The organism is Streptomyces sp. NPDC007189 (assembly GCF_040703635.1).
GTDB lineage: Bacteria > Actinomycetota > Actinomycetes > Streptomycetales > Streptomycetaceae > Streptomyces.
Window position 1 is genome coordinate 371,139 of record NZ_JBEYEY010000003.1, and the last position, 14,188, is coordinate 385,326.

The 14,188-nt window shown below is 73.1% G+C and carries 14 protein-coding genes; 7 read left to right on the top strand and 7 right to left on the bottom strand.

Translation table 11 applies throughout. From position 1 onward, the window contains the following. Nucleotides 1–621 precede the first annotated feature (621 nt). Nucleotides 622–1,410: a creatininase family protein gene (locus AB0950_RS07775; protein ID WP_366778071.1), complete on the bottom strand. Its 789-nt coding sequence runs from the start codon at nucleotides 1,408–1,410 to the stop codon at nucleotides 622–624. 38 nt (nucleotides 1,411–1,448) lie between these two features. Here AB0950_RS07775 and ribA point away from each other — a divergent pair, with 38 nt between their 5' ends. Beyond that, nucleotides 1,449–2,120 carry a GTP cyclohydrolase II gene (gene ribA / locus AB0950_RS07780; RefSeq protein ID WP_330336766.1) on the top strand — a complete coding sequence of 224 codons (672 nt, stop codon included), beginning with the start codon at nucleotides 1,449–1,451 and terminating at the stop codon, nucleotides 2,118–2,120. Between the two features lie 56 nt (nucleotides 2,121–2,176). Here the strand turns inward: ribA and AB0950_RS07785 are convergent, their stop codons facing one another. Continuing rightward, nucleotides 2,177–3,409, bottom strand: a complete 1,233-nt coding sequence (locus tag AB0950_RS07785; RefSeq protein ID WP_366778073.1) for a serine hydrolase domain-containing protein — start codon at nucleotides 3,407–3,409, stop codon at nucleotides 2,177–2,179. 713 nt (nucleotides 3,410–4,122) lie between these two features. On the opposite strand from AB0950_RS07785, the gene AB0950_RS07790 reads away from it, so the two are divergent. Further along, complete coding sequence (locus AB0950_RS07790; RefSeq protein ID WP_360574299.1) at nucleotides 4,123–4,569, top strand: PPOX class F420-dependent oxidoreductase; 447 nt, start codon at nucleotides 4,123–4,125, stop codon at nucleotides 4,567–4,569. 48 nt (nucleotides 4,570–4,617) lie between these two features. Here AB0950_RS07790 and AB0950_RS07795 read toward each other — a convergent pair whose 3' ends face one another. Next, a complete protein-coding gene (locus AB0950_RS07795; RefSeq protein WP_366778074.1) occupies nucleotides 4,618–5,496 on the bottom strand; it encodes an NAD(P)-dependent oxidoreductase in 879 nt (292 codons plus the stop codon). A 101-nt stretch (nucleotides 5,497–5,597) separates the two neighbouring features. Here AB0950_RS07795 and AB0950_RS07800 point away from each other — a divergent pair, with 101 nt between their 5' ends. The 3 genes from AB0950_RS07800 (at nucleotide 5,598) to AB0950_RS07810 (ending at nucleotide 7,351) form a co-directional block, all read left to right on the top strand. Continuing rightward, on the top strand, nucleotides 5,598–6,194 hold the full coding sequence (locus tag AB0950_RS07800; RefSeq protein WP_366778075.1) for a TetR/AcrR family transcriptional regulator: 597 nt from the start codon (nucleotides 5,598–5,600) through the stop codon (nucleotides 6,192–6,194). Between the two features lie 238 nt (nucleotides 6,195–6,432). Further along, a complete protein-coding gene (locus tag AB0950_RS07805; RefSeq protein WP_360157048.1) occupies nucleotides 6,433–6,924 on the top strand; it encodes a potassium channel family protein in 492 nt (163 codons plus the stop codon). Nucleotides 6,925–7,009: 85 nt separating this feature from the next. Beyond that, the gene (locus AB0950_RS07810) at nucleotides 7,010–7,351 is read left to right on the top strand and encodes a VOC family protein (RefSeq protein ID WP_360574293.1); all 342 of its coding nucleotides are present in this window, start codon (nucleotides 7,010–7,012) and stop codon (nucleotides 7,349–7,351) included. Between the two features lie 213 nt (nucleotides 7,352–7,564). On the opposite strand, the gene AB0950_RS07815 is transcribed toward AB0950_RS07810, so the two are convergent. Then, a complete protein-coding gene (locus AB0950_RS07815; protein ID WP_360157042.1) occupies nucleotides 7,565–8,923 on the bottom strand; it encodes an MFS transporter in 1,359 nt (452 codons plus the stop codon). A 213-nt stretch (nucleotides 8,924–9,136) separates the two neighbouring features. Beyond that, nucleotides 9,137–9,802, bottom strand: coding sequence for a TetR/AcrR family transcriptional regulator (locus AB0950_RS07820; RefSeq protein WP_360157039.1), 666 nt, complete (start codon nucleotides 9,800–9,802; stop codon nucleotides 9,137–9,139). A gap of 154 nt (nucleotides 9,803–9,956) precedes the next feature. Between AB0950_RS07820 and AB0950_RS07825 the strand changes: the two genes are divergently transcribed. Together AB0950_RS07825 and AB0950_RS07830 are read left to right on the top strand one after the other, a co-directional pair. Further along, nucleotides 9,957–10,850, top strand: a complete 894-nt coding sequence (locus AB0950_RS07825; RefSeq protein ID WP_366778076.1) for a shikimate dehydrogenase — start codon at nucleotides 9,957–9,959, stop codon at nucleotides 10,848–10,850. A gap of 14 nt (nucleotides 10,851–10,864) precedes the next feature. Beyond that, entirely contained in the window at nucleotides 10,865–12,652 is a 1,788-nt protein-coding gene (locus tag AB0950_RS07830; protein ID WP_366778178.1) for a TIM barrel protein, read from the top strand. 63 nt (nucleotides 12,653–12,715) lie between these two features. Here the strand turns inward: AB0950_RS07830 and AB0950_RS07835 are convergent, their stop codons facing one another. Together AB0950_RS07835 and gnd are read right to left on the bottom strand one after the other, a co-directional pair. Next, nucleotides 12,716–13,303 carry a histidine phosphatase family protein gene (locus AB0950_RS07835; protein WP_360574287.1) on the bottom strand — a complete coding sequence of 196 codons (588 nt, stop codon included), beginning with the start codon at nucleotides 13,301–13,303 and terminating at the stop codon, nucleotides 12,716–12,718. Between the two features lie 6 nt (nucleotides 13,304–13,309). Further along, on the bottom strand, nucleotides 13,310–14,188 hold the full coding sequence (gnd, locus tag AB0950_RS07840; RefSeq protein ID WP_360157027.1) for a phosphogluconate dehydrogenase (NAD(+)-dependent, decarboxylating): 879 nt from the start codon (nucleotides 14,186–14,188) through the stop codon (nucleotides 13,310–13,312).

The window sequence follows — 14,188 nt, forward strand, 5'->3', positions numbered from 1 at the left end:
CGTGGACGCCGGCCCTGCCGCTCGCGTGGACACGGCCTCTGCCGGCCGGGCGGACGGTCCTCGGGCCACCCCGGCGGACAGGGCCCCTGCCGCTCCCGTGGACGCCGGCCCTGCCGCTCGCGTGGACACGGCCTCTGCCGGCCGGGCGGACGGTCCTCGGGCCACCCCGGCGGACAGGGCCCCTGCCGCTCCTGCGGACGCCGGCCCTGCCGCCCGCGCCGACTTGGCCTCTGCCGGCCGGGCGGACGGTCCTCGGGCCACCCCGGCGGACAGGGCCCCTGCCGCTCCCGTGGACGCCGGCCCTGCCGCCCGCGCCGACTTGGCCTCTGCCACCCGGGCGGACGGTCCTCGGACCCCCCCGGCGCACAGGGGCCTTGCCGCCCGCGCGGACTTGGCCTCTGCCGGCCGGGCGGACGGTCCTCGGGCCACCCCGGCGGACAGGGCCCCTGCCGCTCGCGCGGACACCGGCCTTGCCGCCCGCGCGGACACCGCCCCTGCCACCCCGGCGGATGACGCCTCGATCACCCCGACCGACGGCACCCCGCGCACCCCTGCGGGCAGCCCCCCAACTGCCCCAGGTGACGCCTCCCCGACCAGAGTCACCCGCGCCCCCGCGTCCGGCTACCCGCGGCCCTCCGCCGACGTGAGCAGCGTGAAATACGGCTCGAAGGATTCCGTCAGGCTCGCGAGGAGTTCCTTCCCCTTTTCCGCGGACCCCAGGGAAGGACGGCCGATGACGCCCGATTCGGTGTAGGCGGACATTCCCACGGTGAGCAGATGACGACGGTCGTCAGCGGTGAAATCGGCGGACTCGTAACCAGGGCGGACGAATTCGGGATGAGCGTGCAGCAGAATCGAGGTCTCGATTTCCCCCGCGTGCATGTCGGTGAGCAGCGATGTCCGCACCCCCGCCCGCTCCCGCGCCGTCTCCCAGTCCTCCGCGGCCGGGAACAGCGCCATCCGCTCACCGCGCGCGGAGGCCTCCTGGACGACGTTGCCCAGGACGTAGTTCCCGCCGTGCCCGTTGACCACGACCAGCGCCTCGACGCCCGAGCGGCGCAGCGACGCCGCGATGTCACGGACCACCGCATGGAGGGTCACGGAGGAGATGCTGACGGTCCCCGGCCAGTCCGCGTGCTCGTGCGAGCAGGAGACCGTCACCGGAGGAAGGAGGTGCACCGGGTACGCGGCGGCGATCTCCCGCGCCACGGTGCAGGCGACGAGCGTGTCGGTCGCCAGCGGAAGGTACGGGCCGTGCTGTTCGAAACTGCCGACGGGAAGGACGGCGACCTGTGCTGACACCTCCGCCCCCCGGGTCCGTACGTCTTCCGTGGTGTCCGTCGGCAGCACGCCGCAGGCCACGTCGTACGCCACCTCGCATGCCTCCGGACGCGCGCCCGAACCACTCATCTTTTCATGGCCTTTCGTCTCTGCTTAGGAATCAGATCATGACAGAAAACACCGGCGTCAACATGGGCGTACTCGGCAAGAAGTCCCCGCGGCGTTCGGGCGCGGAACGCGTCGTGAATGCACCGCTGCCCACCGTGTACGGCGAATTCCAGGCGATCGGCTACCTGGACCACGACCGCGGTGACGAGCAAGTGGCCCTGGTGTACGGCGAGATCGGCACCGAGAACGTGCTGACCCGGCTGCACTCCGAATGCCTCACCGGCGACGCGTTCGGATCCCGGCACTGCGAGTGCGGCGACCAGCTGGCCTCCGCGCTGCGCGCCGTCGTCGCCGAAGGCAGCGGCATCGTCGTCTACTTGAGAGGCCACGAGGGCCGCGGCATCGGACTGCTCGCCAAACTGCGTGCGATGGCCCTGCAGGCGGAGGGCCTGGACACGGTGGAGGCGAACCTCGCGCTCGGCCTGCCCGTCGACGCCCGCGACTACGGCATCGCCGCCGAGATCCTGCACGACCTCGGGGTGCGCTCGGTCCGCCTGATGTCCAACAACCCGCGCAAGCGGGAGGCGCTGGTCCGGCACGGCATCCAGGTCGCCGAGCGGGTGCCGCTGCTGATCGAGCCGTGCGAGAGCAACATCACGTATCTGCGGACCAAGCGGGAGCGGCTGGACCACATCCTGCCCCACCTGGACGCCGTCGCCCACGGCTCCTGAGCGACCGTTGACCGCAGCGCCCGCCGCCTCCCCCACGGGCGGCGGGCGCTGCGCGGTCAGTCCCGCAGGGCCTCGTGCACCAGCCGCCGCAGTTCGGGGAAGACCTTCAGCGTCTTCGGGCGCACCTGCGTCATGAACTGCACCGTCAGCTCATGGGCCGGATCGACCCAGAACGCGGTCGTGGCCGCGCCGGTCCAGCCGTAGGTGCCGGGGCTGGAGGGGGCCAGGGTGCGGGAGGGGTCGGTGACCACCGAGACGTTGAAGCCGAAGCCGAGTCCGTCGTTGCCGGGTTCCTGGTGGACCGGCGCGCCGAAGGACCGCAGTGTCGCGTCGCCGGGCAGCTGGTTGCGGGTCATCAGGCCGACGGTGTCCGCGGACAGCAGCCGTACGCCGTCGAGTTCGCCGCCCCGGCGCAGCATCTCCATGAACCGGTGGAAGTCGTACGCCGAGGAGACCAGGCCGCCGCTGCCGGACAGGAACCTCGGCCGGCCGTGCACCGGCAGTCCCGGCACCGGCTGGATGCCGCCGTCGTCCGTCTCCCCGTACAACTCGGCGAGCCTGCCCGACTGTTCGGACGGTCCGGGCTCGATGTGGAAACCGGTGTCGGCCATGCCGAGCGGACGCAGGATCCGCTCGGCGAAGAACGCGTCCAGCGGCTGACCCGACACCACCTCGACGACCCGGCCCAGCACGTTCGAGGCGACCGAGTAGTTCCACCGCGTGCCCGGCTCGAACTGCAGCGGCATCCGCGCGTAGACCTCGGTGGTCTCCGTCAGATCGGCGCCGGGCGGCACCGAGTACTCCAGGCCGGAGTCGCGGTAGAGGGCGTCGACAGGATGCCGGTGGTAGAAGCCGAAGGTCATGCCCGCGGTGTGGGTGAGCAGATGCCGGATCAGGATCGGTCCGTCGGCCGGGCGGGTGCGCATGTCCGCGCCCGATCCGTCCACGTACACCCGGGGGCCGGCGAACGCGGGCAGGTGGCGGTCGAGCGGGTCGTCCAGGGACAGTCGGCCCTCCTCCACCAGCAGCAGCACGGCGACGGCGGTCACCGGCTTGGTCATGGAGTAGATCCGCCACAGCGTGTCCGCCTCGACCGGCAGCCCGGCCGCGACGTCGCGCCGGCCGTAGGTGGTGAGGTGGGCGATCCGGCCGTCGCGCGCCAGGGCCACCAGAAAGCCGGGCAGCCGCCCGTCGTCGACGAGGCGGGTGGCATACCGGTCCAGCCGGTCCAGCGCCTTCTCGTCCAGCCCCGCCTCAGCCGGGTCGACTTCCTGCCGCAGCCGTGCCATCGCTCTCCTCCGGTCGCTCGTCCGCGACGCCCCCGGCATCCCGCCGGAACGCATCCGCTGCTCCATCGTCACCCAGAAACACCGTCACGCACCCGCTCATCAGCGCCTTTTGTGATCGACACGACGCCTTCGGCCGCCCCGAGCCCTGAGGTCGGACAGAGGTTCCTAGGCGCTCGTACCGGTCGACGTGCGGTGCTGATCGGTATCGGGCGGTGGGCCGTCGCCGGTCCGGGGCGGGAGCGGGCGGTGGCTGTGGCGGGTTGGTCGGCGTGCGGTCCTCGTGGCTTGTGGCCGCAGGCGGTGGGCACCGGCCCCGGGCGGTGGGCCGTCGCCGGTCTGGGGCGGCAGTGGGCCGTGGCCGTGGGGGCCGGGCGGGGGGCTCGTCGCCGTCGGCGCCGGTCGGTGTGCGGTGGTGATCTGCGCCGGGCAAGGCGTGGTGACCTGCACCGGGCAAGGCGTCGGTCCCCGGTACCGCCTCGTCGTTCTCGGGCTTCGGCGGCGTGCGGGACAAGGGCACGCCCAGTGCCGCGGCGGACGCCAGGGCGAGCAGGGCCGGGCCGGTTCCGGCGGCGCCCATGAGCGCGGTCGCCGTGGCCACTCCCACGGCCGGGCCGACGTCAGCGCGGTCTGCTGCAGCGCGCCTGCGGAAGTGGACACCGTCCGCCGGCCGGTGTGAGGGAATGCGGGGCCTGATCCGGGGAGTTGACCGTGCCATGAGCGAAGACACCTCGGCACCCGCGCAGGACGCGCTGCTCGGACTGCTCTCCGAAGGCCACGCCGGCATCCTGGTCACCCTCAAGCGTGACGGCCGCCCGCAGCTGTCCAACGTCTCCCACGCGTACTACCCCGACGAGCGCGTCATCCGGATCTCCGTCACCGACGACCGCGCCAAGACCCGCAACCTCCGCCGCGACCCCCGCGCCTCCTACCACGTCACCAGCGCCGACCGCTGGGCGTACACCGTCGCCGAGGGCACGGCCGACCTCTCCCCGGTCGCCGAGGACCCGCACGACGACACCGTCGAGGAACTGATCCGCCTCTACCGGGACGTCCAGGGGGAACACCCGGACTGGGACGACTACCGGGCGGCCATGGTCCGCGACCGCCGCCTGGTGGCCCGGCTGCACGTCGAGAGGGTGTACGGCATTCCGAAGCGCTGACCCGCCCCGGCTCCCGGTTCAGAAGCGCTGACCCGCCCCGGCTCCCGGTTACGACGCCCCGGCGGTCCGCGTCTCGATGGCCTGCAGGACGGCGACCATGTCCTGGTCGCCGTGCCCCTGCGCCACCGTCTCCTCGAACAGGGTGTGGCACACGTCGAGCAGCGGTGAGGCCAGCTGCGCCTTGCGGGCCGCCTCGGCGATGAGCCGGTTGTTCTTCAGGACGTCCAGCGCGGCCGCCTGCACCGAGAAGTCCCGGTCGAACAGCTTCGGCGCCTTCATCCGGGACACGCCGCTGGCCATGGGGCCCGCGTCGAGGACGTCCAGGAACAGCCGCCGGTCCAGGGCCTGCCGCTCGGCGAAGTGGAACGCCTCCGTCAGCCCGGTCACCTGGGTGATCAGAAAGAGGTTCACGGCCAGCTTCATCAGCAGCGCGCTCGGCGCCGGGCCGCACACGAAGGTCTCCCGGCACATCGGCGCGAGCAGCGGCCGTACGGCGTCCACCGCGTCCCGCTCCCCGGCGAGCATCGCCACCAGCTGCCCCTCCTCCGCCGGCACCCGGGACCCGGAGACGGGCGCCTCGACGTACCGGCCGCCGGCCGCGCGGACGTCGGTCTCCAAGGCGTGGGAGTACTCGGGGGAGGTGGTGCCCATGTGGACGACGGTGCGCCCCGCGACGCGTGCCGCCAGCGCCGGTGTTCCGCGGCCGAGGACGGTGTCGACGGCGGTCTCGTCCGCGAGCATCAGCAGGACGACCCCCGCCGCGGCGAACACCTCGTCGACGTCCGCGGCGAGCCTCGCCCCGGCCGCCCTCAGCGGCGCGGCGCGCTCCCGGGTGCGGTTCCAGACCACAAGAGGAGTGCCGGCGGACGCCAGGCGCTGTGCCATGGGGCGGCCCATCACTCCGAGACCGATGAAACCGACGTTCACGGCGACCGTCCTTCGTTCCGGGACTCGTTATGACCGCTGTCATAGTAGCGGTCGTTATGACGCCGGTCATAGAGTGGTGCGAGACGAATCGGAGGGCGGCGATGGGCGAGGCGCGACACGGGCCGCGGGAGCGGATGGTCTTCAGCGCGGCCCAGCTCATCCGGCGCGACGGCGTCGCCGCGACCGGCATGCGCGAGGTCGCCGCACATGCGGGCGCACCGCGCGGCTCGCTCCAGCACTACTTCCCGGGCGGGAAGGAACAACTGGTCAACGAGGCGGTCGGCTGGGCCGGCCGGTACGCCGGCAAGCGCATCGCACGCTTCCTCGCGGGGCTCGAGGAGCCGACGCCGAGCGGTCTGTTCGCGGCGATGGTCGCGCAGTGGACCGACGAGTACGCGGCGCGCGGCTTCGCGACCGGCTGCCCGGTCGCCGCCGCCACCGTCGACTGCGCCTCGGCCGGCGGCACGACCCGCGAGGCCGCGGCCGCCGCCTTCACCACCTGGCGCACCCCGCTCGCCGAGGCGCTGACCGGCATGGGCGTGCCCGAAGCCCGCGCCGAGTCCCTGGCCACGCTGATGATCAGCACCCTGGAGGGCGCGATCCTGATGGCCCGCGCCGAACAGGACGTACGGCCCCTGACCACGGCCGTACGGGAACTCGGCCCCCTGCTCGACGCGGCGGTGGCCCCGGCCCGGTGATCCCTCCTACGGGTGATCGCCTGCCCGGCATGTCGTCCTCCGGCTCCTCCACCTGGAGCAGCGCGCGCACCGCGGCACGGCGGAACGCCGACGATGGGGGTAGGTGCCGAGGGCCGCCGGTGGCCCCGGCGGAGTGGACGAAGAGGCGCGGATGACCGATCCAGGGGCTGCCGGGAAGCACCCGGCCCCGCCGCGGCCGGTGTCGCGTCCGGGTCGGCCGGGGCCCGGTGCCGTGGCCGTGTCCGTCACTCGGTCGGTCGGTGTCGCGGCGGCTCTCGTCGCCGCGTACTACCTGCTGCCGCTGGACTGGCACGGCGCGGGCGTCACCGCGCTGATCCTCGTCGGCGGCCTGCTGGCGCTCGGCGTGTTCTTCGGGTGGGAGGTACGGCTCATCATCCGGTCGTCCAGGCCGCGGCTGAAGGCCGTCGAGGCCGTGGCCGTCACGGCCGTGCTGTATCTGGTCCTCTTCGCGAGCGGCTACTACCTGCTCGAACGCACCGCGCCGGGCTCCTTCACCACGCACCTGACCAGAACCGACGCGCTGTACTTCACCCTCAGCACGTTCACCACGGTCGGCTTCGGCGACATCACCCCGGTCTCCCAGACGGGCAGGGTGCTGGCGATGTGCCAGATGGCCTGCGGTGTGCTGCTCGCGGGCGTGGCCGTACGAGTGCTCACGAGCGCGGTACGGGTCGGGCTGCGCCGGCAGGGGCGGGGGCCGCCGGAGTGACGCTCCTGATGGGTATCCCGCTCCCGGGGCGGCCGGTGTGGCGCCGGTGCTTGCCCGGGCCCGCTCGCCGCACTAGCCTCCGCGCGTGATCAACGGTGCACATGTGGTGCTCTACAGCCGGGACGCGGAGGCCGACCGCGCCTTCCTGCGCGACACCCTCGGATGGGCGCACGTCGACGCGGGCCACGGATGGCTGATCTTCCAGGCGCCGCCCACCGAGGCGGCCGTACACCCCACGGACGGTGAGCCTTCGCACGAGCTGATGCTGATGTGCGACGACCTGGACGCGACACAGCGGCTACTCGCCGAGCGCGGAGTGGAGTTCACCCGCCCGGTCGAGGAGGCCCGCTGGGGCCGGGTGACGGCCCTGCGCCTGCCGGGCGGCGGCGAACTGGCCCTGTACGAGCCCCGCCACCCACGGCCGTAGCAGCCTCCCACTCACGGCCGGAGCAGTCCCGGCACCCGCGGCATCAGCAGCCTCGTGTTCACAACCCCTGTCGCTTTCGAGCGGCGGGGCGTTTGCCATGGTGCAGCGCCGTGGGGCTGCGTGGCCGTCGCCGGGCGCAGCCCTGGCCCGCACGGCCGTGGCGCCCCGCCACCTACGGCCGTAGCTGCCCCGGCACCCAGATCCGCCCGTGTCTCAGGCCGTGACCCGCTCCGCGCCCGCGTTTTGCCGGTCTGTCCGCTCGCCGAGCAGTTCCGTCGGGACCCGGTGCGTCTCGCGGGCGGTGAGGGCGGCCAGGGCCGGTGGGAGGCACAGGGCGGCCGTGAACAGGGCCACCGCCGACCAGTCGTCGCCGGCCGGACCGGCGATCTCGGCGGCGAAGGTGACCGCGAACCCGGCCACCGCGAAGCCGATCTGCGTGCCGACGGCCACGCCCGACAGCCGGACCCGGGTCGCGAACATCTCGCCGTAGAAGGCGGGCCACACTCCGTTCGCGGCGCTGTAGACGAGACCGAAGGCGACGATCCCGAGGACGAGGGTCAGCGGGCGGGAGCCGGTGGAGATCGCCCACAGATACCCGGCCATCGCGGCCGCGCTGCCCACCGCGCCGGCCAGGAACACCGGCCGGCGCCCGATCCGGTCCGACAGCGTGGCCCACAGCGGGATCGCGGCCAGCGCGGCCACGTTGGCCAGCGCCCCCACCCACAGCATGAACGTACGGGACATGCCGACCGCGTCGCTGGTGGCGTACGCCAGCGCCCACACCGTGAACACCGTGCTGACCGAGGCGATCAGCGCGCCCGCGATCACCCGCAGCACGTCCGCCCAGTGCTCCCGCAGCAGCACCACGAGCGGCAGCCGGACCACGCCCTCGCGTGCCGCCTGCCGGGCGAAGGCGGGGGTCTCGCGCAGCCGGCGCCGGATGACGTAACCCACGACGGCGACCGCCACGCTCAGCCAGAACGGCAGCCGCCAGCCCCAGGACAGCAGCTGGTCCTCCGGAAGCCGGGAGACGGGGATGAAGACGAGCGTGGCGATGAGCTGGCCGCCCTGGGTGCCGCTGAGCGTGAAACTGGTGAAGAAGCCGCGCCGGTCCGGCGGCGCGTGCTCCAGGCTCATGGAACTCGCGCTCGCCTGCTCGCCGGCCGCCGATATGCCCTGCAGCACACGGCAGAGCACGAGCAGCACCGGCGCGAGCGAGCCGGCCTGGGCGCGGGTGGGCAGACAGCCGATCAGGAAGGTCGACAGGCCCATCAGGAGCAGCGTGAACACCATGATCTTCTTGCGGCCGAGCCGGTCGCCGACGTGCCCGAGGACCAGCGCGCCCAGCGGCCGGGCGGCGTAGGCGACGCCGAAGGTGGCGAGCGACAGCAGGGTCGCGGTCGCCGGGTCGGAGGAGTCGAAGAACACCTTCGGGAAGATCAGGGCGGCGGCGCTGCCGTAGACGAAGAAGTCGTAGTACTCCAGGGCGCTGCCGATCCAGGCGGCCGTCGCCGCCTTCCAGGGCTGGCCGGGAGGGGCGTCGGCGGCTGGCGCGGGCGTGGGGACGGACACGGCGGTGCTCCTTCGGGGGAACCCCACCCTACGGAAGGGTGCGGTGAGCGACGAGAGGCGGGAGCGGGCGAGGGCCGGATCTCGGCAGCTAATTAACCCACTGGATAGTTAGTCGTGGTGGGTGGGATGTTGCGCGCGTGTTTCCCCGCTGTCAAGAGCCCGTGCGGAAGTCCCCGTGGAACGACGCGTGTCCGAACGACGCGTGTCCGGGTGTCAGCCGGCCGTCCGCTCCGCGGTCAGGTAGGCGATCACCATGTCGCCGAGCATGGTCCGGTAGTGCTCCCGCTGGGCGGGGGCCACCAGGTCCCGGCCGAACAGGGCGCCGAAGGTGTGCCGGTTGGCGACCCGGAAGAAGCAGAACGAGCTGATCATCGCGTGCAGGTCGACCGCGTCCACATCGGCCGTGAACAGCCCCGACTCCTGTCCCGCGGTGAGGATCCGGCGGATCACCTCCAGCGCCGGCGAGCCGATCCTCCCGAGCTTCTCGGAGGCCGCGATGTGCTCGGCGCCGTGGATGTTCTCGATGCTGACCAGGCGGATGAAGTCCGGGTGCCGCTCGTGGTGGTCGAAGGTCAGCTCGGCCAGCCGGCGGATCGCGGCGACCGGGTCCAGGTGCTCGACGTCCAGCTGCTGCTCGGCCTCCCGGATCACCCCGTACGCCCGCTCCAGCACGGCCGTGAACAGCTGCTCCTTGCCGCCGAAGTAGTAGTAGATCATCCGCTTGGTGGTGCGGGTGCGGGCCGCTATCTCGTCCACGCGGGCGCCGTCGTAGCCGGCCCGCGCGAACTCCTGCGTGGCCACGTCGAGGATCTCGGCCTTGGTCCGGGCGGCGTCGCGCACCCGTCCCCCGGGTCGTACCGGTTCTTCGACGCTGGTCATCGCTGTCCTTCGGGCCGGGGAACGTGCGCTGGTGTGCGTGCCGGTGATTGTAGAAGCAGGGCGCCGGAGGCCGCCGGGGTCTTCCGCGCCGGCCCGTACGGCTGATATAGCTAACGTACTGGTTCGTACATTAGCTCCGCCTCGGGAGGGCCACGTGGCCAAGGACTCGTATCTCGTCGGGCTGATCGGGGCCGGGATCGGCCCCTCGCTCAGCCCCGCCCTGCACCAGCGGGAGGCGGACCGGCAAGGCCTGCGCTACCTGTACCGGCTCCTCGACCTCGACGTCCTCGGGCGTGCGCCGCAGGCGGTCGGCGACCTCGTCCGCGCGGCCCGCGACCTCGGCTACGACGGGCTGAACATCACCCACCCCTGCAAGCAGCTGGTCATCGGCCACCTCGACGCGCTCGACCCGCGGGCCGAGGCGCTCGGCGCGGTCAACACCGTCGTCTTCGACGGCGGCCGCGCCGTCGGCCACAACACCGACGTCACCGGCTTCGCCGCGGCCTTCGCCCGCGGTCTGCCCGACGCCCCGCTGGAGCGGGTCGTGCAACTCGGCGCGGGCGGCGCGGGCGCGGCCGTCGCCCACGCCGTGCTCACCCTGGGCGCGGAGCGGGTCACGATCGTCGACGCCGCGCCCGAGCGGGCCGCCGCCCTCGCCGATTCCCTGGTACGGCACGTGGGCCCGGGCCGGGCCGAGGCCGCGACGGTCGACCGGTTGCCCGGACTGCTGGCCGAGGCCGACGGCGTCGGGGGGCTCGTGCACGCCACGCCGACCGGTATGGCCGCGCACCCCGGGCTGCCGCTGCCCGCCGGGTTCCTGCGTCCCGGACTGTGGGTCGCCGAGGTGGTGTACCGGCCTTTGGAGACGGAACTGCTGAAGGTCGCCCGCGCGCGGGGCTGCGCCGTGCTGGGCGGCGGCGGGATGGCCGTGTTCCAGGCCGCGGACGCCTTCCGGCTGTTCACGGGGAGGGAGCCGGACAGCGTCCGGATGCTGGACGACTTCGAGGAGCTGGTGGGCGTCGAGCGCGCGGGGAGTGCCGTCGGATGACCAGGAGCACAGGCATGCACACCTCCATCGCCACCGTCTCCCTGAGCGGCACCCTCACCGAGAAGCTCGCCGCCGCCGCGCGGGCCGGGTTCGGCGGGGTGGAGATCTTCGAGAACGACCTCCTCGCCTGCCCCCTCGCACCCGAGGAGATCCGGGCCCGCTGCGCCGACCTCGGGCTGAGCATCGACCTCTACCAGCCGATGCGCGACATCGAGGCCGTCCCGGACGACGTCTTCGCCCGGAACCTGCGGCGCGCCCGGCGCAAGTTCGAGCTGATGAACCGGCTCGGCGCGGACACCGTCCTCGTGTGCTCCAGCGTGTCGCCGGACGCCGTGGACGACGACGCACGGGCGGCCGGCCAGCTCGCCCGACTGGCCGATCTGGCCCAGGAGTCCGGGATCCGGGTGGCGTACGAGGCGCTCGCGTGGGGACGGCACGTCAGCACCTACGAGCACGCGTGGCGGATCGTCGAGGCCGCCGGGCATCCGGCGCTCGGCGTCTGCCTGGACAGCTTCCACATCCTCTCGCGCGGCTGCGACCCCAAGGGCATCGAGGACATCCCCGGCGAGAAGATCTTCTTCCTCCAGCTCGCCGACGCCCCGCTGCTCGCCATGGACGTCCTGCAGTGGAGCCGGCACTACCGCTGCTTCCCCGGCCAGGGCGGCTTCGACCTCGCCGGGCTGCTGCGGCACGTCCTCGCCGCCGGGTACGAGGGCCCGCTGTCGCTGGAGGTGTTCAACGACGTCTTCCGGCAGGCCGACGCCGGCTCCACCGCCGTCGACGCCCACCGCTCCCTGCTGCTCCTGCAGGAGGCCGCCGGCGCCGCCGTACTGCCGCCCGCGGTCGTGCCCACCGGGGTGGCCTTCGCCGAACTCCTCACCCCGGACGCCGAACCCGTCACCGCGCTGCTGACGGCGCTCGGCTTCACCCGCGCCGCCCGCCACCGCGGCAAGCCCGTCGACCTGTGGCAGCGCGATGAGGCCCGCGTCCTGGTCAACACCGCCGCCACCGCCCGCCGTGAGGGAACCCGGCTCGCCGCGATCGGTCTCGAGTCACCGGACCCGGCCGGCGCGGCCCGCCGCGCGGAAGCGCTGCTCGCCCCCGTCCTGCCGCGCCGCCGCGCCCCCGGGGACGCCCCGCTGGAGGCCGTCGCGGCCCCCGACGGCACGGAACTGTTCTTCTGCGCCACCGGCCGCCCCGAACTCCCCGACTGGCGGGCCGATTTCGCCGACCTGCCGGACACCCCGGCGCCCCCGGCGACCCGCACGCGCATCGATCATCTCGCCGTCACCCAGCCCTGGCACCACTTCGACGAGGCCACCCTCTTCCACCGCAGCGTCCTCGGCCTCACCGCCCAGGAGAGCGTCGACCTCGCCGACCCGTACGGTCTGATGCGCAGCCGCGCGGTCACCAACGCCGACGGCAGCGTCCGCATCGCCCTCGGCGTCGGCGCGGCGCCCACCGACGACACCGTGCACGCGGCGCACATCGCGCTCGCCACCGACGACGTGGTCGCCGCCGCCCGCGCCTTCCGCGCCGCGGGCGGCTGCCTGCTGACGGTGCCGGCCAACTACTACGACGACCTCGCCGCCCGCTACGACCTCCCCGACGAGGAGCTGGAGACCTACCGCGACCTGGGCATCCTCTACGACCGCGACGCGGGCGGCGGCTTCCGCCACTGCTACACCGCGACCGTCGGCCGGGTCTTCTTCGAACTCGTCCAGCGCGACCCCGGCCATCAGGGCTACGGCGCCGCGAACGCACCGGTCCGGCTGGCCGCCCAGCACGCCGGACGGCGCTGAAAGAGACGCCGTACGACCGCGGCCCGGTCCACCGGAGGTGAACCGGGCCGCATTCAAGGGCGGTTACGGGCGTCTGTTCCACTCGGCGATCACCGGGTGGCCGTGCTCGGTGGACAGCCGGCCGACCGTGCCCGTGGCCAGCTGGAAGAGCCGGCCCTCGGCGGGCGGCAGGCCCAGTCGGCGGGCGGTGAGCACGCGCAGGAAGTGGGCGTGGGCGACGAGGACCACGTCCCCCTCCGCGAGGGCCGGGGCCACGCGGGCCAGCACCCGGTCCGCGCGGGCGCCGACCTCCTGCGGTGACTCGCCGGGGTGGCCGTCGGGGCCGGGCGGCACGCCGTCGGTCCACAGGTCCCAGCCGGGCCGGGTGCGGTGGATCTCGGCGGTGGTGATGCCCTCGTAGCCGCCGTAGTCCCACTCGTGCAGGTCGGGATCGGGCACGACCCCGACGAGGCCCGCCAGTTCGGCGGTGCGCAGCGCGCGGCCCAGCGGGCTGGCCAGGGCCAGGGCGTAGGTCCGGCCGGTGAGGAGCGGGGCGAGGGACTTGGCCTGTTCCTCGCCCTGTCCGGTCAGGGGCAGGTCGGTGTAGCTGGTGTGCTGTCCCGACCTGCTCCACTCCGTCTCACCGTGGCGGACCAGAAAGAGGTCGCCCACAGCGGGTCAGTCCTTCTTCTCGACCGCGTGGCCGCCGAACTGGTTGCGCAGCGCCGCGACCATCTTCATCTGCGGCGAGTCGTCCTGCCGGGAGGCGAAGCGGGCGAAGAGGGAGGCGGTGATCGCGGGCAGCGGGACCGCGTTGTCGATGGCGGCCTCGACCGTCCAGCGGCCCTCGCCGGAGTCCTCCGCGTAGCCGCGCAGCTTCTCCAGGTGCTCGTCGTCGTCGAGGGCGTTGACCGCGAGGTCGAGCAGCCAGGAGCGGATGACGGTGCCCTCCTGCCAGGAGCGGAACACCTCGCGGACGTTCTCCACCGAGTGGACCTTCTCCAGCAGTTCCCAGCCCTCGGCGTAGGCCTGCATCATGGCGTACTCGATGCCGTTGTGGACCATCTTGGAGAAGTGACCGGCGCCGACCCGGCCCGCGTGCACATAGCCGTACGGGCCCTCCGGCTTGAGCGCGTCGAAGATCGGCTGGAGCGGCTCCACGTGCTGCTTGTCGCCGCCGACCATCAGCGCGTAGCCGTTCTCCAGGCCCCACACACCGCCGGAGACACCGGCGTCGACGAAGCCGATGCCCTTGATGCCGAGCGCGGCGGCGTGCTTCTCGTCGTCCGTCCAGCGGGAGTTGCCGCCGTCGATCACCGTGTCGCCGGGCTCCAGCAGGTCGCCCAGCTCGTCGATGACGGTCTGCGTGGCGGTGCCGGCCGGGACCATCACCCACACATGGCGCGGCGCCTCGAGCTTCTCGACCAGTTCGGCGAGGGACTTGACGTCGGAGACCTCGGGGTTGCGGTCGAAGCCGATGACGTGGTGGCCGGCGCGGCGGACCCGCTCGCGCATGTTGCCGCCCATCTTGCCGAGACCGATGAGACCGAGCTGCAT